The sequence below is a fragment of the Afipia sp. GAS231 genome (assembly GCF_900103365.1).
GTDB lineage: Bacteria > Pseudomonadota > Alphaproteobacteria > Rhizobiales > Xanthobacteraceae > Bradyrhizobium.
In genome coordinates this window covers 2,556,748-2,574,620 of sequence record NZ_LT629703.1, presented here as the reverse complement: position 1 = coordinate 2,574,620, position 17,873 = coordinate 2,556,748, and the positions used below count along the sequence as shown (strand labels likewise).

The following is a 17,873-nucleotide window of genomic DNA, read 5'->3' as shown; positions in this document are numbered from 1 at the left end:
GCAAATCAGTGGCTTCATCGCGGCGGGCTGCAAATTTTTCTTTAACGAATCAGCGCGCTGATTCATTTTCGTCTCCTGGGGTCAATCTGGAGGCCAAGGTATGAACGTCATAGTTTTCGCTTCGCGTAAGGGGGGCTCGGGAAAGAGTACCCTGGCTGCTCACCTCGCTGCCCATGTTCACAAGGCAACGAAGCCCATTCTGTTGATCGACGCCGATCCGCAGGGGTCGCTAACTCTCTGGCACAAATTGCGCGGCACCAACGAACCGCCGATCAAGGCTGCGGTAAATTCCGTCAGCGGCATCATTGCAGCGGCCAAGCGTGACGGAGTCGAATGGGTGTTCATCGACACCCCGCCTAACCTGTCGGCCGTGGTCGACGACGCCATCCGCAATGCGACGATGGTGATCATTCCGGCGCGGCCCGGCGTGTTCGACGTCAACGCGGTGCAGGAAACCATTTCGACCTGCCGCTCGGCGCGCAAGCCCTATGCGGTCGTGATCAACGGCGCGCCTGCCGAACGTGACGGCGCCGAAAGCCGCATCGTCGCCATCGCCCGTGAAGCGCTGATCAAGTTCCGTGCGCCGGTGTGGAGCGGTCAGATCACCAACCGTGCCGATTTGCTGATGGCGTTGAGCCAGGGCGAAGGCGCCCGCGAATATTACGCGGAAGGCCGCGCTGCCGCCGAGATTACCCGGCTGTGGGCTGCGATCGAACGTTCGATCAAGGCGATCCGCGGATCGGCGTCGGCATCGGGCGCCATGCACAAGCAGGCGGCGTAACAACGCCGTCTGGTTTGGACTTCAAAAGACGCGCGGGCTCCGCGCGTTTTTCTTTTGTGTGCGAGGAATTGTCGTCGTCATTGCGAGGAGCGCAAGCGACGAAGCAATCCATGCCCCAGCGTGCTGAGGTATGGATTGCTTCGCGGAGCCTGTCATCGGGCGCGCATTCGCACGACCCGGTGGCTCGCAATGACGGAACAGGCTGGCGGAAGCTGTCGTGGCCCTACGCCACCATCAGCACGTAAAACACCACAACCGGCGACAGGGTCAGGATCACCGACCAGATGCCGACCGCCCACAGGATATCCGCGGTCGTAAAGCCCTGTTGCTCAGGGATGGTGTTGTTGTTTTCGAAGTTCACGACGCGCCCCCGCGTTTGTTGTTGCGGGGATAGTGATACGCGCTTGGTTTTAAGAACCCGGTCGCGTTTTCGCTCGCATTTGACCGCAGGTGCTACCGCGGATTAACCACCGTGGCGGGACTGATACGATCGACACCGCCATATGATGGATGGATCAGGCGAGGCGCGCAGCCTGGTCGCGCGCCATTCGACCGGCGCGGGGTGGTTAACGCATCGTGACCACAAAACTTCAAAGTCGAGCGACGCTTCGCCCGCAACTTTAAAATTTTATGCGTATGGATATTTCCTCAAGAAAAAACGGGGGGATTCCAATGTCCAGCGACAACAAGAAATATCCGGTTTGCGAGCAGGCCCAGAGAATGCACGACGTTCTCCTGGTGTCATCGTTTGCCGTCTGGGCGATGCTGCTCGGCTTCGCGCCGGTCATGACCTATCGGCTGTTGATTAGCTGACACGCCATTCTCCCTCTCGCCATATCTGGAGAGAGGGAGCGCAACGGCGCAAGTCAGGCCCGCCGTAACAGCGGCGGCCTGCGCCGCACGATGTCGGCATCGAGCCGGGCCGCGAGTTGTTCGCTGACCTCGACCATCGGTAACCGAACCTCGGCACTGTCGATCAGGCCATGGTGCGCCAGCCAGTACTTCGCTGGCGCCGGGCTCGGCTCGGCGAACAACAGCCGCGTCAATTCCGAAATATCCTCCCAGCACGCCAGCGCGCCGTCGCGGTCGCCTTGCTTCATCAGCGTGTGCACCGAGGCGAACGCCTCGGTTTCCAGATGCGCGGACAACAGAATACCGCCGTCGGCGCCGTCGCCGAGCGCCTCATGATACTGCGCGTCCTCACCGGTCAGCACGCGGAAGCCGGCCGGCCGTCGCCTGAGGAAGTCGATCGACTGGGCGCGGTCGCTGCTGCAATCCTTGATGCCGACGATGTTTCGATGGTCGGCGAGTTCGAGCAGCGTCTCGTTGGTGAGATTGACCGCGGTGCGATAGGGAATGTTGTAGAGCACGATCGGCCAGGAGGCGTGATCGGCCAGCGCCTCGAAATGCTGCACGATGCCGCGCTGCGATGGCCGTGTGTAATAGGGGCTCGCGATCAGATAGCCGTCGATCGGCCAGACCGCGGTCTCGTCCAGCGTGTCCAGCATCTTTGCGGTGCTGGCGCCGGACAGGCCGAGACAGATCGGCAGGCTGCGTCCGCTGCCGGATATTTCCTCGTGCGTCACCGCCACCAGCCGCTCGAGTTCGAGCGCGCCGAGCGACATGCCTTCGCCCGATGTGGCGGCAAGGATCAGCCCGTCGATCGGGCCGTGTGCATAGTGCCGGACAAGCCGTCGCAGGCTGGGCTCGTCGAGTTCGCCGTTCCGAAACGGCGTCACGAGGGGCAGCCACAGACCTTGCAGCCGGCTTTGCAGATCGGGTGTTGGTTGGTCGGTCATCGTTCCATCTCCTTGGGGCTTGAAGAGCCGGAGACGGGACCAATAAAAAAACCCCGACCTCGCGGCGGGGTTTTCGGGATCGGGCAGGCGAAGAGATTATGGCGCGCGTCGATCTCGGGTCCCCGGAAGGGGACCTTTTTTCGACGACAGCGATGCGCACGAATTCGTGATCATTTGCGGATGATGCGGCGCGCCGCGTGGCATGTCAATCCGCACGGAACATGACCTCGGGACGAAAGCAGCCGACCAATGCGAACGTCCGTTCGTCATAGGCGAGCGGAAGCGACGCCGTCCTTTCGACGGCTGCGGCCCCAGTGCGGCCCCAGGTTTGGCGCGCTATCGAAGCTGACTCACAAAAAAAAGCCGGACTCAAAAGAGTCCGGCTTTAAGGCATTGGCCACGTGAGGCCGACACAATCACCTTCCAAGAGGGATTACTGAACTTCCGCGCCACTGGAGGAGGGGGACATATGCGCAGCGCGGCCGTTCAGCGTGGAGACACTATGATCCCCATCGGCGCCCTGCAGCAACCGCCCGAGCCGCATGTCAGTCATGCGAAGAGCGGGGCCTCTGTAAAATCAGCGAATTAGGAGGGCCAGCGCTGCGCCTTGCTGACCACGAAATCGCGGAACACCTGGACCCGCGCCACCGTCTTCAGCTCTTCCGGATAGACGAAATAGGTGTCGACCTGGATCGAGTCGGTTTCGCCGAACAACTGCACCAGCCGGTTGTTTTCCTCGACCAGATAGTCCGGAAGCGCGGCGATACCGAGCCCCTGCTGGCAGGCGCGGACCAGCCCCAGGATGTTGTTGACCTTGAAGAACGGCTCGCGCGGACCCGAGCCGTTGCGGCCGGCGTCGATCAGCCAGGCGCGGTTCTGCAGGTGCGGCGGCACCTGGGCGTCGCCGAGCATGATGATGCGATGCGAGTCGAGATCGTCGAGCGTGCGCGGCGTGCCGAAACGCTTGATGTATTCCGGCGAGCAATAGGCATGGAAGCCGATCGAGAACAGCTTGCGCTGGATCAGGTCGGGCTGGGTCGGCTTGCGGGTGCGGATCGCGACGTCGGCCTCGCGCATCGACAGATCGAGATCCTCGTCGGTCACGATCAGCGTGATGCGGATGTCCGGGTAGAGCGCGGTGAACTCGTCGAGCCGCGGAATCAGCCAGTTGATGCCGAGCGCCGGCGGCGTGGTGATCTTGAGGTCGCCGCTCGGACGCTCGCGGCTGTCGGTGAGCTTGGCGCGGGCCGCCTGCAATTGCATGAACACGTCATGCGCGGTGCGGAACAACAGATCGCCCTGCTCGGTGAGGATGAGCCCGCGGGCATGGCGGTGGAACAGCGACACCGAGAGCTCCTGCTCCAGCGCCGAGACCTGTCGCGATACCGCCGATTGCGACAGCCCCAGTTGCTCGCCGGCATGCGTGAAGCTTCCCGCTTCCGCCGCGGCGTGAAACACCTTCAGCTTGTCCCAATCCATATCCGTAAATCCGTTTCGCGAGCGAGCCATGTCTATTCAGCCGCGGCGCGATCGCTCGCGCGCAAAGCCAGGAAGCGTTCGGCTTCAAGGGCTGCCATGCAGCCGAGGCCGGCGGCGGTGACCGCCTGCCGGTAGGTTTCATCCGCGACGTCGCCGGCGGCGAACAGGCCGGGCACCGAGGTGGCGGTCGAATTCGGCGCCACTTCAACATAGCCGGAGTGTTTCAGCTTGATCTGGCCGGCGACGAGGTCGGTCGCCGGTGCGTGGCCGATGGCGATGAAGACGCCGTCGGCCGGCACTTCGGTCCGCGTGCCGGTCTTGACGTTTTTCAGCCTGACATGCGTGACCTTGCCCGGATTCTGGCTACCGCAGATCTCGTCGATCGCTGAGTCCCAGACCACCTTGATCTTGGGATGCTTGAACAGGCGGTCCTGCAGGATCCGCTCGGCGCGGAAATGATCGCGGCGATGCACGATCGTCACTTGCGAGGCGAAGTTGGTCAGGAACAGCGCTTCCTCGACCGCGGTGTTGCCGCCGCCGACCACGACCACTTCCTTGCCGCGGTAGAAGAAGCCGTCGCAGGTCGCGCAGGCCGAGACGCCAAAGCCCTTGAAGGTTTCTTCCGAGGGGATACCGAGCCAGCGCGCCTGCGCGCCGGTGGCGAGAATCACGCTCTCGGCGAAATAGACATCGCCGCTATCGCAGGTCAGGCGGAACGGCCGCTGCGACAGGTCGAGCTTGTTGACGTGATCGGTGACGATCTTGGTGCCGACATGGGCGGCTTGCTTCTCCATCTGCTCCATCAGCCAGGGGCCCTGGATGACGTCGGCGAAGCCCGGATAGTTTTCCACGTCGGTGGTGATGGTGAGCTGCCCGCCGGGCTGGATGCCCTGAATCAGGATCGGCTCGAGCATGGCCCGTGCCGCATAGATCGCTGCGGTGTAACCGGCCGGGCCGGAACCGATAATGACGACCTTGGCATGGATAGGCGCAGACATCGGCAGTTCCCTTTCTTAAGGGAGTTTGGTCAGGACTTGAGCGGGAAGCGGCCGGAAAAGGCATCGCGGCGGCGCTAAAAGTGTCAAATCCAAGTCTAGGACATCTGGGTAGCTATGCAAGAATTGCAATCCAAATCAGCGATTTTTCCCCGGTACTCGGCCAAATGACGCGCTGCACGCGCAATAAAATTGCGCATCTGGGGTCGGCTGCGCTATGAGTGTTGCAACTATTGCCTGCCCGCCCAGCCAGCCTCAGGGAACCGGACCCGCGTGTCGAAGAATCTTGACGAAATCGACCTCAAAATCCTCGCCGAAATCCAGGCCGACGGCCGAATCACCAACGTCGAACTGGCCAAACGGGTCGGCATTTCGCCGCCGCCCTGCTTGCGCCGGGTGCGGACGCTGGAGGAGGAGGGCTACATCCTCGGTTACCGCGGCTTGCTGGATCCGCGCCGTCTCGGCTTCGATGTCACGGTGTTTGCGTCGGTGCATCTGTCCAGCCAGGCCGACGCCGACCTGCGGGCGTTCGAGGAGTTCGTCCGCGCCGAGCCCTTGGTGCGGGAATGCTGGATGCTCTCGGGCGAAGTGGATTTCATTTTGAAATGCGTCGCGCCTGATATGGCGACGTTTCAGGAGTTCGTCACCCACCTGACCGCAGCGCCGCATGTCCGCAACGTCCGGACGTCGCTGGTGCTGCACAATTCGAAATACGAAGCCGCGGTGCCGCTGGATATGAAGGCTGTGGGGTAGCGCGCGTTCGTTCCACCGTCATTGCGAGCGCAGCGAAGCAATCCAGAGTCCCGAAGGAAGACTGGATTGCTTCGTCGCTATCGCTCCTCGCAATGACGGTTGAGACTTGTCGGCTACTTCTTCTTCATCACCGCATCGACGCTCAGGGGTCCGCCGCCGGCGCAGGCGAGATAGAGGCAGGCGAAGCAGAACAGGATCGCCGCGCTGCCACCGTTGATGAGCGGAGTGAACACCGGCGCGGCGGGGGTCTTGAACATGTGCCCCATGAAATAGGCGAACGCCATTTCACCGGAGAGAATGAACGCGACCGGGCGCGTCCAGAGGCCAATGATCAAGAGCGCGCCGAGCACGAGCTCGATTCCGCCCGCGGTCATGATCAAGGGCGGTGGGCTCGCGAAATAGGGCAGCACGGGAAATTTCAGGATCTTGGCGACGCCATACTGAAACAGCAGCAGCCCGGTGATGATCCGGAACAGGCCGAGAACCATCGGTTCGCCGCTCGCCAGCAGCTTGTTGAATTTGTCCATGGTCGCCCCCTTAAGCCTGGTTGTTCTTGGCGTCGACGCTCCACGGCCCGGCACCCGCGGTCGACAGATAGAGGCAGGTGAAGCAGTACAGGATCGCCAGCGTGCCGCCATTGATCAGTGGCAAGAAGCCTTTCGGGAAATGCCCGATGAAATAGGCAAACGCCATTTCGCCGGCGAGGATGAAGGCAACCGGGCGCGTGAACAGACCGAGGATCAAAAGCGCGCCGCCGATCAATTCAATGAAACCTGCCGCGCCGATCAAAGAGAACGGCTGGACGTTGGCGTACATCGGAAATACCGGGAAGCCGATGATCTTGGCCATGCCATGCTGGATGATCAGCAAGCCGGTGATGATGCGTAGAATACTCAATGCACGCGGCGTCCACGCCGCGAGTGCTTCTGTCATGATGTCCCCCTCGAGTTAGATCGCAGACACAATTCGTAACGTGTCGCGGCGGAGAGGAAAAGCTCGGCGCGATAAGAATTACGTGACGTGCTGCAAAGCACCATCGGAATAACAGCGGCGCTGAAGTGTTGGCGGTCACTCGCAGGTGACCTGCCTGGCAGGCTATTTCTTCTGCTTGTTCTGCGACGCCTCCGGCATGAGGCATCGGATCGCCTTGGGCTGGCAGGCAAAGCCGATATTGGAGCACACCGGTGCTTCTCCTGATGTCGCACCCCGTGCGCAATTGACGCATTCATCGGTCCAGCGCGCGCAGTTCGGCGGACCCTTTTGCATGGAGAAGCCGGCAGGCGGCTTGCGCTTGGGGATCGCAAGTTCGGCGGCGACGGCTAGCTCGGTCGCGATCGTCATCACCGCGATCGTCATTGACGTGACGATGAGGAGCCCGCGCCGCATCTGCCTGCCTCGAATGAATCAGGCGTTGCCCGGCAAAGCGCCGGGCCTACCGCCACTCGACTTTGGTGATCTCATAGGCCTTGGCGCCGCCGGGCGCCATCACTTCCACGGTCGCGCCCTTTTTCTTGCCGATCAAAGCGCGCGCCAGCGGCGAGGTGATGGAGATGCGGCCCTTCTTGGCGTCAGCTTCCGGCTCGCCGACGATCTGCCACACCGCCTTCTTCTCGGTGTCCTCGTCGACCAGCGTCACGGTGGCGCCGAACTTGACGGTGTCGCCGGACAATTTCGAGATGTCGATGATGTCGGCGCGCGCGAGCTTGTCTTCGAGCTCGGCGATGCGGCCTTCATTGTGCGACTGCTCTTCCTTGGCGGCGTGATATTCTGCGTTCTCCGAGAGGTCGCCGTGCGAACGCGCTTCGGCGATATGCTCGATGATGCGCGGCCGATCCTCCGACTGGCGCTTTTTCAACTCGACTTCGAGGGCGGCATAGCCGCCAGCGGTCATCGGAACCTTTTCCATCATCTCTTTCGTCCTTCGATCGTGCGAGCGGCCGTCAGGCTGTTCGCACGAGCCACTCTTTCGATTTTGATTCCAGGCTCGACGGCTCGATCCGTGAGCCCTTGGCCTATTAACTTTTGGCCCCGTCAGGGGCCATAGAACATCCAAACGGGCGGTGGGTTCCAGCCATACTGGCTTTATTACCAATCATTTAGCGGGCATCTTCGCCCGGCGAACGATCAGTTTTCGGAAAAGTAGCTCTGCAGGGTGCGGACCTCAAGGTCCCCGCCCAGATAGGCGCGGATGCCCTGCGCGGCCGCCACAGCACCCGAAAGAGTGGTGTAATATGGCACTTTATGCAAGAGGGCAGCGCGCCGCAACGAGCGGCTGTCGGCCAGCGCCTGCGGCCCTTCGGTGGTGTTGAAGACGAGCTGGATGTCGCCATTGGTGATGGCGTCGACGATATGCGGCCGCCCCTCCAGCACCTTGTTGACCTTCTCGGTAGGCACGCCGAAGTCGGTGAGGAAGCGCTGGGTGCCTGACGTCGCCATCACCTTGAAGCCGAGCGAGTACAACAGCTGCACCGCTTCCGCGATCCGGACCTTGTCGCTCTCGCGCACCGACACGAACACGGTGCCCTTGCGCGGCACGCGGGTGCCGCCGCCGAGCTGGCTCTTGGCAAACGCGATCTCGAACGAACGGTCGATGCCCATCACCTCGCCGGTCGAGCGCATTTCGGGACCGAGCACGGTATCGACGCCGGGGAAGCGCGCGAACGGGAAGACCGATTCCTTGACGCCGACATGGCCGAGGTCACGCTTCTTCAGATTGAAGTCCGCGAGCTTCTCGCCGGCCATGATCCGGGCCGCGATCTTGGCCACCGGCGTGCCCACCACCTTGGCGACGAACGGCACGGTGCGCGACGCCCGCGGGTTGACCTCGAGCACGTAGATCTCGCCGTCCTTGATGGCGTATTGCACGTTCATCAGGCCGACGACGTCGAGGCCGAGCGCGAGCTCACGGGTCTGCCGTTCGAGTTCGCCGATCATCGCAGCATCCAGCGAATGCGGCGGCAGCGAGCAGGCGGAATCGCCGGAATGAATGCCGGCCTCCTCGATATGCTCCATGATGCCGACGATGAAGGTGTCCTTGCCGTCGCTCAGGCAGTCGACGTCGATCTCGGTGGCGTCGGACAGATAGCGGTCGAACAGCAGCGGGTTCTTGCCGAGCACGGTGTTGATCTGGCCGGTCTTGTCGTTGGGATAGCGCGCCCTGACGTCGGCCGGCACCAGTTCGGGCAGGGTGCCGAGCAGGTAATCGTTGAGCTGGTTTTCCTCGCGGATGATCTGCATCGCGCGGCCGCCGAGCACGTAGGACGGGCGCACCACCAGCGGCAGATCGAGATCGGCCGCCACCAGCCGCGCCTGCTCGACCGAATAGGCGATGCCGTTCTTCGGCTGCTTCAGCCGCAGCTTGTCGAGCACGCGCTTGAAGCGGTCGCGGTCCTCGGCGAGATCGATGGCGTCGGGCGAGGTGCCGAGGATCGGCACGTCGGCGGCTTCCAGCGCGCGGGCGAGCTTGAGCGGGGTCTGGCCGCCGAACTGCACGATGACGCCGTGCAGCGTGCCGTTCTGCCGTTCGGTGGCGATGATCTCCAGCACGTCTTCGGCGGTCAGCGGCTCGAAGTAGAGCCTGTCAGCGGTATCGTAGTCGGTCGACACGGTTTCCGGATTGCAGTTGACCATGATGGTCTCATAGCCGGCGTCATGCAGCGCAAAGCAGGCGTGGCAACAGCAATAGTCGAACTCGATGCCCTGGCCGATCCGGTTCGGACCGCCGCCGAGAATGATGACCTTCTTCTTGTCCGACGGCGCGCTCTCGTCGGCTGGCAGGCCTGCGAACGGCGCTTCATAGGTCGAATACATGTAGGCGGTCGGCGAAGCGAATTCCGCAGCACAGGTATCGATGCGCTTGAACACCGGGCGAACGCGGAGCGCGTGGCGCTTTTGCGTGACGTCGGCGTCGCTTTGCTCGGACAGCACCGCAAGCCGTGCATCCGAAAAGCCCATGGCTTTCAGGGTGCGCATGCCGAATGCATTCTGCGGCAGGCCGCTGGCCTTGATCTTGGATTCCATGTCGACGATGCCGCGCATCTCGGCGAGGAACCAGGGGTCGATCTTGCAGGAGTTGAAAATCTCGTCGTTGGTCCAGCCGAGCCGCATCGCCTGCGCCACCTGCAGGATGCGGTTCGGCGTCGGCGTGCCCAGCGCGGCACGGATCGCGTTCTTGTCGTCGCCGCGGCCGAGCCCGTCGATCTCGATTTCGTCGAGGCCGGTGAGGCCAGTTTCCAACCCGCGCAACGCCTTCTGCAGGCTCTCCTGGAAGGTGCGGCCGATCGCCATCACCTCGCCGACCGACTTCATCGAGGTCGTCAGCGTGTGCGAGGCGCCCGGGAATTTCTCGAACGCAAAGCGGGGAATCTTGGTGACGACGTAGTCGATGGTCGGCTCGAACGAGGCCGGCGTGGCGCCGCCGGTGATGTCGTTGGCGATCTCATCGAGCGTGTAGCCGACCGCAAGCTTGGCGGCGACTTTGGCGATCGGAAAGCCGGTGGCCTTGGAGGCCAGCGCCGAGGAGCGCGACACCCGCGGGTTCATCTCGATCACGACCATGCGGCCGTCGGCGGGATTGAGCCCGAACTGCACGTTGGAGCCGCCGGTTTCGACGCCGATCTCGCGCAGCACCGCCAGCGAGGCGTCGCGCATGATCTGGTATTCCTTGTCGGTCAGCGTCAGCGCCGGCGCGATGGTGATGGAATCGCCGGTATGCACGCCCATCGGATCGAGGTTCTCGATCGAGCAGATGATGATGCAGTTGTCCTTTTTGTCGCGGACCACCTCCATCTCGTACTCTTTCCAGCCGAGCACGGATTCCTCGATCAGCACCTCGTTGGTCGGCGAGGCGTCGAGGCCGCGCTCGATGATGTCGAGGAATTCTTCCTTGTTGTAGGCGATGCCGCCGCCGGTGCCGCCCATGGTGAAGGAGGGCCGGATGATGGCGGGCAGGCCGATCTCGGACAGCGCCATCAGCGCTTCGCCGAGCGCGTGCTCCTGGTAGCGCTTGCGGCGTTCGTTCTCGCCGAGCGTCCACTGCCGTTCGTGCTCTTCCAGTGCGGCGCCGGACAATTTCTCCCGCTCGGCCTGGTGTTTGTCGCGATAGGACTTCTTCAATGCGGAAGCGTTGGCGAGCCGCGACTTCGGCGTCTCCAGCCCGATCCTGGTCATGGCCTCGCGGAACAGCTGGCGGTCTTCCGCCTTGTCGATGGCATCGGCGGTGGCGCCGATCATCTCGACGTCGAATTTGTCGAGCGTGCCCAAGCGGCGCAGCGACAGCGCGCAGTTCAGCGCGGTCTGCCCGCCCATGGTCGGCAGCAGCGCAAAGCCGCCCGGGATGACGTGGCGCTCTTTCTCGATGATCTTGGCGACGATTTCGGGGGTGATCGGCTCGATATAGGTGGCGTCGGCCAGGTCCGGATCGGTCATGATGGTGGCCGGATTGGAATTGACCAGAACGACCCGGTAGCCCTCTTCCTTCAGCGCCTTCACCGCCTGAGTGCCGGAATAGTCGAATTCGCAGGCCTGGCCGATCACGATGGGACCGGCGCCGATGATCAGGATGGTGGAGATATCTGTTCTTTTGGGCATCAGGTCTCGCGGACTGGATTTTGGGCACAAAAAAAGGGCGCGCGTGCTGCGCGTCCCCTAAGCCAAGAGCGCGGGTTACCCTCGCGCGCGGGACGGTCTTTAGACCAGATTCCGCACCCGCGTAACCCCCAAAAAGGCCTCATCAACCGTCATTTTGGCTGGTTTTTGGCGCGTTCACCAGAAGGGAGGCGCGCCAGCCCGCCTTCGCTCTGCGAGCTACGGCGGGGCAGCCTTCGTACGCGATGGCTTGCCAAGCCGAAGCTGCGGAGCAGCGAAGGCTGGAGGCCCGGCCTGGACTTGAACCAGGATAAAGAGCGATGCATCGCTCTCGCGTAGACATTTCCGCCACCGGGCCGCGGCGATCATTGCCGATCACGGGCAGGTGAGCCACGTTTACCCTTTATTAAGGTTAACGGCCGGTTAACTGCCTGAAAGCGTTTTCGAAATCCCTGCGCTAGAATGCGTGACGGGCCACAAAGGTCATCCGCCACGGGTTGTGGCCGATGTTGACGTGGGCGCGGGAGGCGGAGAAGCCCGATGCCGCGAGCTTGGCGATCATGTCGTCTTCGCCGTAGCGCTGCAGCCCGACCCGGCTGCGCAGTTGCCGGTAGTCCGACAGCGCCGTGCTGGCGAGGCCGTAGAACGCGTCTTTCAGAAAGCCGTGGCGGCGGGCGAACTTCAGCAGCGCCAGTACGTCCTTGGCCATGCCGACCTCGGGCCGCAGAATGTCGCCGAGCACCAGCCGCCCGCCGGGCCTGAGCAGCCGGCGAATGACCGCAAAGGCGGAATCCAGTTCTTCTGGTGTCATATATTGCGCGACCGAGTTCATGACGACGAGATCGATCGACTTCTCCTCCATCTTGCGCAGGTCATCGAGCGACCGGACGCGGATCTTGGTGTTCGGCGCGAACCGCGCGATCAGCCGGCCGCGAACGCCGGGCGCAGGCTCGGCGAGATAGAGTTTGCCGCAGGCCTCCGCCACCCTGGCCGCCGACAGCGCCTCGCCGCAGGCATAGTCCAGCACCACCGCGTCGGGCGAGGAGATGTAACCGATGATGTCCCGCGCGATGACCCGGAAATGCAGGTCGCGGTGCAGCTTGCTCGCATAGATCGTATGCGTGGAATCGTAGTAGTCGATCCATTCATCCATTCGGGCGGCGTCCGGCAAAACGGGGTTCCGGCGAGGAACCGGCGGTCTGGTGATGCGTTAGGTGGTTCGGTGGCCAATGTCCAATGCCGCCGATGTCCGGTGTCCTAACAGGAAGGTTCGTCGTGAGCAAAGCCAACAACAAGTCCGCAAAAGTATCCCCCGATCTCGATACCCCGACCGACCTGTCGCAGGCCGCCGTGGACAAGATCTCGGCGTCGCTCAATACGCTCTTGGCCGACGCTTTCGCGCTTTATCTGAAGACCAAGAATTTCCACTGGCACGTCTCGGGTCGGCATTTCCGCGACTATCACCTGATGCTGGACGAGCAGTCGGACGCGATCTTCGCCACCACCGACCAGCTTGCGGAGCGGGTGCGCAAGCTCGGCGGCACGACAGTGCGGTCGATCGGCCAGATATCCAAGCTGCAGACCATCCAGGACAACAACGAGGATTATGTCCCGCCACGCGAAATGCTGCGCGAGCTGATGGAAGACAACAAGCATGTGGCGGCGGCGATGCGCAAAGCCCACAAGCTCGCCGACGATCACGAGGATTCCGGCACCGCGGGGTTGCTCGAATTGTTCATCGACGAGACCGAGCGGCGCACCTGGTTCCTGTTCGAAGCCAGCCGTCAGGAAGGCGCCAACGCGGCGTAGCTGACGCCGTATCAACCGTCATTGCGAGCGTAGCGAAGCAATCCAGACTTTCTTCCTTCAAACGAAGAACTGGATTGCTTCGCTTCGCTCGCAATGACGTCGGCGGGTTCTGAAGGAATCGATGGTGTACACCTTGTCCAAATTCAGACATCGTGAATCCAACAATCATTCGGAGCCTTCATGTCCACGGCAAGTTACGTCGATCCTCGCAATGGAAAAATGTATCCGCTGGACGTCCCGCGCTGGTGTTCCGACGACCGAACGCCGCTGCTGGTCACCCCTGGCGCCGGTATTTCGCGCGATGACATCGAAGCGCGAACCCGGTCGCTCTGGCGCTATCAGGCGGCGCTGCCGGTCCGGATCGACAAGCCGATCACGTTAGGCGAAGGCTGCACGCCGCTCGTCGAGCAGGCCTGGGGCGATCTGCGTCCACACTTCAAGCTTGAGTGGTTCAACCCCACCGGCAGCTTCAAGGACCGCGGTTCGGCCGTGATGCTGTCGTTCCTCCGGCAAATCGGAATCAACGCCGTGCTGGAGGATAGTTCGGGCAACGGCGGATCCTCGATGGCCGGGCTCGGCACGGCCGGCGGGATGGGCGTGAAGATCCTGGCTCCCGCCTCGACCTCGCCGGCGAAAATTGCGCAGGTGCGTGCCTATGGCGCGCAAGTGCAGTTGGTGGAAGGGCCGCGCGAGGAGTCGGAGGCCGAGGCGATCCGCCAGTCCGACAAGACGTTCTACGCCAGTCACAACTGGCAGCCGTTCTTTCTGGAGGGGACGAAGTCGTTTGCCTACGAGCTTTGGGAGGATTTTGGATTTCGCGCGCCCGACAATGTCATCATGCCGGTCGGCGCGGGCAGCAGCCTGCTCGGATGCGCGTTCGGTTTCCGCGAACTCTTGAAAGCCGGCCAGATCGCGAAGCTGCCGCGCCTGTTCGTGGCGCAGCCGTTGAACTGTTCGCCGATCGACGCCAGCTTCCAGGCCGGCGTCGATACGCCGGTCACACGCGGCGTTCACAAGACCATCGCGGAGGGGACGGCGATCAGGAACCCGATGCGCCTGCGCGAAATTATCCAGGCGGTGCGCGAGAGCGGCGGCGGCACCGTTGCCGTGACGGAAGACGAACTCGTTTCCGCGTTGCGCCGGCTGGCGCGACAGGGGCTGTTCGCGGAGCCGACCAGCGCGAGCGGCGCTGCCGCTTTGGATAAGCTCGCTGCCACAGGTGCGATAAAGCCCGGCGAAACAACGGTTGTCATCCTGACCGGCAGCGGCCTGAAGGCTGCTTCGACCGTCGCCGATCTGGTCGGATGAGGCGTTTCGCCGAGCCGCGAGAATCCTAGCTCGCCTGCGTCGCGCGCTGCCACAACCGCACCAGCGGACCATCGGCGCCCCGCACCGGATCGGTCTGCGGAATCTCCACCTGCGGAATCGTCTTCAACGCTTTGGCGTGGTTCTCCGGCGTCGGCCGCGTGATCTCGACCTGCGGGCCGGGCGGGTAGGCGCCGACGACAGAAAAATTCTTGCTGGCGGACATGCATTGATGGCCGGTGCCGGCGGGCAGGATGGCGACGTCGCCGGCGGCGATCGCAACCTCGGTGCCGGTGTCGCCGCCGAACCGCACCACGGCGTTGCCGCGCGCGACGCCCAGCACCTCGTGCACGGTGGCGTGATAATGCAGGTAATCATAGACACCGTTGCGCCACATCGCACCCCAGCCATTGGCGCCGAACAGTTTTTCGATGGTCGCTTCGGGATTGATGGCATCGAGCGCGACCGCGCGCTTGTAGACCAGCAGCGGCATCGCGTTGTTCGGCACCAGGCCGTCGTCGCCGAAGATGAAACTGAGCGGCTGGATATCGGCATCGACAATGGACAAGGCAACTCTCCGGCATTTTGAAGCACGATCTCCGGACAAACCAACTCGCTTGTCCGGAAAACCGTTCCGTTCAAACCCTGAACTTCAGCACTTCATCCTTGAACTTGAGCCCGTGTCCCGGGCGTTCCGGCGCCGTGATCATGCCGTTGGCGATTTCGGGCGGATCGACCCAGAGGTCGTCGATCAGGCCCATGTTTTCGCACCAGATGCCGTTCGGGATCGAGGCCAAGAGGTGCACGTTCAGTTCGGGAAACAGATGCGGCGCGATGGTGATGCCAAAAGTGTCCGCAAGCGTCGCAATCTTGCGCAAGTCCGTCATGCCGCCGCGCATCGGGTCGGGCTGCAGGATCGGCAGGCACGGGTTGATGAAGAACGGCCGCAGGTCGTAGCGCGTGAAATGGGTTTCGCCGCCGACCACGCGCATGTCGAGTGCCGCTGCGATGCGCTGGTAGCCGGCGAAATCGTCGGCCGGCACCGGCTCCTCGAGCCAGTAGATGTCATACTTTTCGAATTTCCGTCCCATCTCGATCGCGACATCGGCGCTCCAGCCCATGTTGACGTCGATCATGATGTCGATGCCGGGCCCGAGCGCCTCGCGCATGCGGCGCACATTGTCGAGGTCTTGCGCGGGCGTGTGAACATGCGCGACCTGCATCTTGATCGCCTTGTAGCCCTGCTTCACGAAGTGCAGCGCCTTCTCGATCATGCCGTCGCCGCCGGCGCCACGAAAACAGCCCGAGCCGTAAATCGGAATTTGCGAGCGATAATGACCCCAGAGCCGATGCAGCGGCAGGCCGGCGCGTTTTCCCACCGCATCCCATAGCGCGATGTCGAGCGCCGACATCGCCATCGCGGCGATGCCGCCGCGGCCGTAGGTCATGGTTGCGGTCCACAGGTCCTTCCAGATCGCTTCGATCGCGGTGGCGTCCTTGCCCTTGACGCGCGGGATGATGCATTCCTCGAGACAGGCCGCGATCGACTTCATGCCGGGGCGGAACACGAACAGGTAACCCATGCCGGTGATGCCGCCGGCGGTCTCGACGTCGAGGATCAGGATATCCCGCGTTTCGCCGAGCGCGTGGCCCTTGAGCCAGGGATCGTCGGCCCATGGCAGGCGCAGCATGGTCACGCGGACGTCGCGGATGGTCATGTCGGCATTCCCAGTCATTGAACGTTTCCTATGTTGGCCCCATGTTCGGCGGTTGGCTCGCTGGCTATTCGAACACGAAACGGCGCCCGGATACTACAGCCCGGATACATTGGAGACACCGCGCTTTCGCGGCTGTGCTATTCTGAATCGATCGGCGATGAGGAGAGGGATATGGCTGCACTGCAGGGCAAGACCGCGGTCGTGACCGGAGGCAGCCGTGGCTTCGGCCGGGGCATCGTCGAAAGCCTGGCGGCGGAGGGCATGCGCGTTGTAGCGATCGCCCGCAACGAGGATGGCCTGGCTGCGCTGAAGCGCGAAGTGAAGGGCGACATAGCCACCGCGAGCGGCGACGTCACCGATGCGATCTTCGCGGCGCGCGTGATCGAACGCGAGAAGCCCGATGTGCTGGTGCTGAACGCCGGCGCGCGCGGGCTCAACCGGCCGACACGGCTTCACAGCTGGGAGACCTTCTCGACGCAGCTCAACGTCGATGTGAAGAGCGCATTCATCTGGACCAGGGAAGCGCTGATGCTGCCTTTGCCGAAAGGCAGCGCCATCATTGTCGGTTCCAGCGGCGCCGCGCTCAGGCCGATGTTCGTCAACGCCAGTTATGCCGCCGCGAAGTCCGCGCTCTGGGCTTTCGCGCAAGGCGTGGCCGGCGAAGCGCAGCAATCGGGAATCCGCGTACATTGCCTGTTGCCGGTGATGGCACCGGACAGCGAGGTCGGGCGCGAGGCGCTGAAGGACTTTTCCAAATATACCGGCATGGCCGTCGAGAAAATCATCGAAGACAAGGGCATGAAGCCGCCCGTCACGCCGGCGATCGTCGGCAAGGCCGTGGTCGAAATTCTGACGGATCCCGTGAATGCAGAAATCGTTGGCTTCAGGATTACCGGTGCCGGCCTGCACCCGATCAAGCAAGGCTAGGGCCCTATCGGTTCTGACTGAATCAGAGCCGAGGCTCCATTTTTATTGTTTTGACGCGTTTTCTACGCAGATAAGTCTACGCAATCTGCGCAAGCTTGATTGCTATGCGAACCGGATTCCACCCCCGAGGGCATGCTTGGCTCGAAACGCCATAGGTCACAGCGTGCCGCGGCGGCGTTTCGGGCTCACGCGCCTTTCGGCGACTCTTTCGGAATCTCGAACACCAGACAGGTTGTGGTGGCGTGCGCCAGCAGGCGGCCCTTCGCATCGGTGATGCGCGCCTCGGCGGTCGCGGCGCGGCGCCCGACGCTCAGCGTCTTGCCTTCGGTGCGCACCGGCCCGGTATCCTTGGTCATGCCCCTGATGAAGGAGATCTTGAATTCCAGCGTGGTGTAGCCGCTACCGGCGGGCAGAGAGCTGTGCACCGCGAGCCCCATCGCGGAATCCAGCAGGGTCGCGGCATAGCCGCCGTGCACCGAGCCGATCGGGTTGTAGTGCCGAAATCCCGGCACGCTGTAAAACGCGACGTGGCCGAATTCGGCGGTCTGGTCGTATGGTTCGATGTTCTGCATGATCGGCGGCGCCGGCAATTTGCCTGCGAAGAACGCGCGGACGAAATCGAGGCCCGTCATCGACGCCATCACCTGCGTCGGTGTCACGCCATATTCGATCTTTGCGGCGGCGGACTTGTCGGTCATAGAGGCGTCCTGCGGGTAGCCGT

The 17,873-nt window shown here is 62.8% G+C and carries 19 protein-coding genes and 1 tRNA gene; 6 read left to right on the top strand and 14 right to left on the bottom strand.

Annotated elements, in window-relative coordinates; translation table 11 throughout:
- The first annotated feature begins 100 nt into the window (after positions 1-100).
- Entirely contained in the window at positions 101-781 is a 681-nt protein-coding gene (locus tag BLS26_RS12235; RefSeq protein ID WP_092511372.1) for a ParA family protein, read from the top strand.
- A gap of 223 nt (positions 782-1,004) precedes the next feature.
- On the opposite strand, the gene BLS26_RS36295 is transcribed toward BLS26_RS12235, so the two are convergent.
- The gene (locus BLS26_RS36295; RefSeq protein ID WP_172804593.1) at positions 1,005-1,142 is read right to left on the bottom strand and encodes a hypothetical protein; all 138 of its coding nucleotides are present in this window, start codon (positions 1,140-1,142) and stop codon (positions 1,005-1,007) included.
- Positions 1,143-1,453: 311 nt separating this feature from the next.
- Between BLS26_RS36295 and BLS26_RS35700 the strand changes: the two genes are divergently transcribed.
- Entirely contained in the window at positions 1,454-1,594 is a 141-nt protein-coding gene (locus tag BLS26_RS35700; protein ID WP_157676432.1) for a hypothetical protein, read from the top strand.
- Between the two features lie 53 nt (positions 1,595-1,647).
- Here the strand turns inward: BLS26_RS35700 and dapA are convergent, their stop codons facing one another.
- From dapA to trxB, 3 genes are all read right to left on the bottom strand, one after another.
- Entirely contained in the window at positions 1,648-2,580 is a 933-nt protein-coding gene (dapA, locus tag BLS26_RS12230; RefSeq protein ID WP_092511370.1) for a 4-hydroxy-tetrahydrodipicolinate synthase, read from the bottom strand.
- 585 nt (positions 2,581-3,165) lie between these two features.
- Entirely contained in the window at positions 3,166-4,089 is a 924-nt protein-coding gene (locus BLS26_RS12225) for a LysR family transcriptional regulator (protein WP_172804592.1), read from the bottom strand.
- 2 nt (positions 4,090-4,091) lie between these two features.
- Positions 4,092-5,057, bottom strand: a complete 966-nt coding sequence (trxB, locus tag BLS26_RS12220; RefSeq protein ID WP_092511366.1) for a thioredoxin-disulfide reductase — start codon at positions 5,055-5,057, stop codon at positions 4,092-4,094.
- 270 nt (positions 5,058-5,327) lie between these two features.
- Between trxB and BLS26_RS12215 the strand changes: the two genes are divergently transcribed.
- Positions 5,328-5,807 (top strand): Lrp/AsnC family transcriptional regulator, encoded by a 480-nt coding sequence (locus BLS26_RS12215; RefSeq protein ID WP_092511364.1) that lies wholly within the window; start codon positions 5,328-5,330, stop codon positions 5,805-5,807.
- Between the two features lie 113 nt (positions 5,808-5,920).
- On the opposite strand, the gene BLS26_RS12210 is transcribed toward BLS26_RS12215, so the two are convergent.
- The 7 genes from BLS26_RS12210 to BLS26_RS12185 form a co-directional block, all read right to left on the bottom strand.
- Positions 5,921-6,334 carry a DoxX family protein gene (locus BLS26_RS12210; protein ID WP_092511362.1) on the bottom strand — a complete coding sequence of 138 codons (414 nt, stop codon included), beginning with the start codon at positions 6,332-6,334 and terminating at the stop codon, positions 5,921-5,923.
- 10 nt (positions 6,335-6,344) lie between these two features.
- Positions 6,345-6,740 carry a DoxX family protein gene (locus tag BLS26_RS12205; protein WP_074819300.1) on the bottom strand — a complete coding sequence of 132 codons (396 nt, stop codon included), beginning with the start codon at positions 6,738-6,740 and terminating at the stop codon, positions 6,345-6,347.
- A 162-nt stretch (positions 6,741-6,902) separates the two neighbouring features.
- Entirely contained in the window at positions 6,903-7,193 is a 291-nt protein-coding gene (locus BLS26_RS12200; RefSeq protein WP_092511360.1) for a hypothetical protein, read from the bottom strand.
- Positions 7,194-7,239: 46 nt separating this feature from the next.
- Positions 7,240-7,713, bottom strand: a complete 474-nt coding sequence (greA, locus tag BLS26_RS12195) for a transcription elongation factor GreA (protein ID WP_092517971.1) — start codon at positions 7,711-7,713, stop codon at positions 7,240-7,242.
- Positions 7,714-7,931: 218 nt separating this feature from the next.
- Positions 7,932-11,396: a carbamoyl-phosphate synthase large subunit gene (gene carB / locus BLS26_RS12190; protein WP_092511358.1), complete on the bottom strand. Its 3,465-nt coding sequence runs from the start codon at positions 11,394-11,396 to the stop codon at positions 7,932-7,934.
- 279 nt (positions 11,397-11,675) lie between these two features.
- Positions 11,676-11,751, bottom strand: a tRNA-His gene (locus tag BLS26_RS35695).
- A 99-nt stretch (positions 11,752-11,850) separates the two neighbouring features.
- Entirely contained in the window at positions 11,851-12,546 is a 696-nt protein-coding gene (locus tag BLS26_RS12185; protein ID WP_092511356.1) for a class I SAM-dependent methyltransferase, read from the bottom strand.
- Positions 12,547-12,668: 122 nt separating this feature from the next.
- Here BLS26_RS12185 and BLS26_RS12180 point away from each other — a divergent pair, with 122 nt between their 5' ends.
- Positions 12,669-13,202: a Dps family protein gene (locus BLS26_RS12180; protein WP_172804591.1), complete on the top strand. Its 534-nt coding sequence runs from the start codon at positions 12,669-12,671 to the stop codon at positions 13,200-13,202.
- A 180-nt stretch (positions 13,203-13,382) separates the two neighbouring features.
- Positions 13,383-14,510: a threonine synthase gene (locus tag BLS26_RS12175; RefSeq protein WP_092511354.1), complete on the top strand. Its 1,128-nt coding sequence runs from the start codon at positions 13,383-13,385 to the stop codon at positions 14,508-14,510.
- Between the two features lie 25 nt (positions 14,511-14,535).
- Here the strand turns inward: BLS26_RS12175 and BLS26_RS12170 are convergent, their stop codons facing one another.
- Entirely contained in the window at positions 14,536-15,075 is a 540-nt protein-coding gene (locus BLS26_RS12170; protein WP_092511352.1) for a cupin domain-containing protein, read from the bottom strand.
- 70 nt (positions 15,076-15,145) lie between these two features.
- Positions 15,146-16,243: a mandelate racemase/muconate lactonizing enzyme family protein gene (locus tag BLS26_RS12165; protein ID WP_092511350.1), complete on the bottom strand. Its 1,098-nt coding sequence runs from the start codon at positions 16,241-16,243 to the stop codon at positions 15,146-15,148.
- Between the two features lie 153 nt (positions 16,244-16,396).
- Here BLS26_RS12165 and BLS26_RS12160 point away from each other — a divergent pair, with 153 nt between their 5' ends.
- A complete protein-coding gene (locus BLS26_RS12160; protein ID WP_157676431.1) occupies positions 16,397-17,152 on the top strand; it encodes an SDR family oxidoreductase in 756 nt (251 codons plus the stop codon).
- A gap of 185 nt (positions 17,153-17,337) precedes the next feature.
- Here BLS26_RS12160 and BLS26_RS12155 read toward each other — a convergent pair whose 3' ends face one another.
- Positions 17,338-17,850, bottom strand: coding sequence for a PaaI family thioesterase (locus BLS26_RS12155; RefSeq protein ID WP_092511346.1), 513 nt, complete (start codon positions 17,848-17,850; stop codon positions 17,338-17,340).
- Positions 17,851-17,873: the final 23 nt, after the last annotated feature.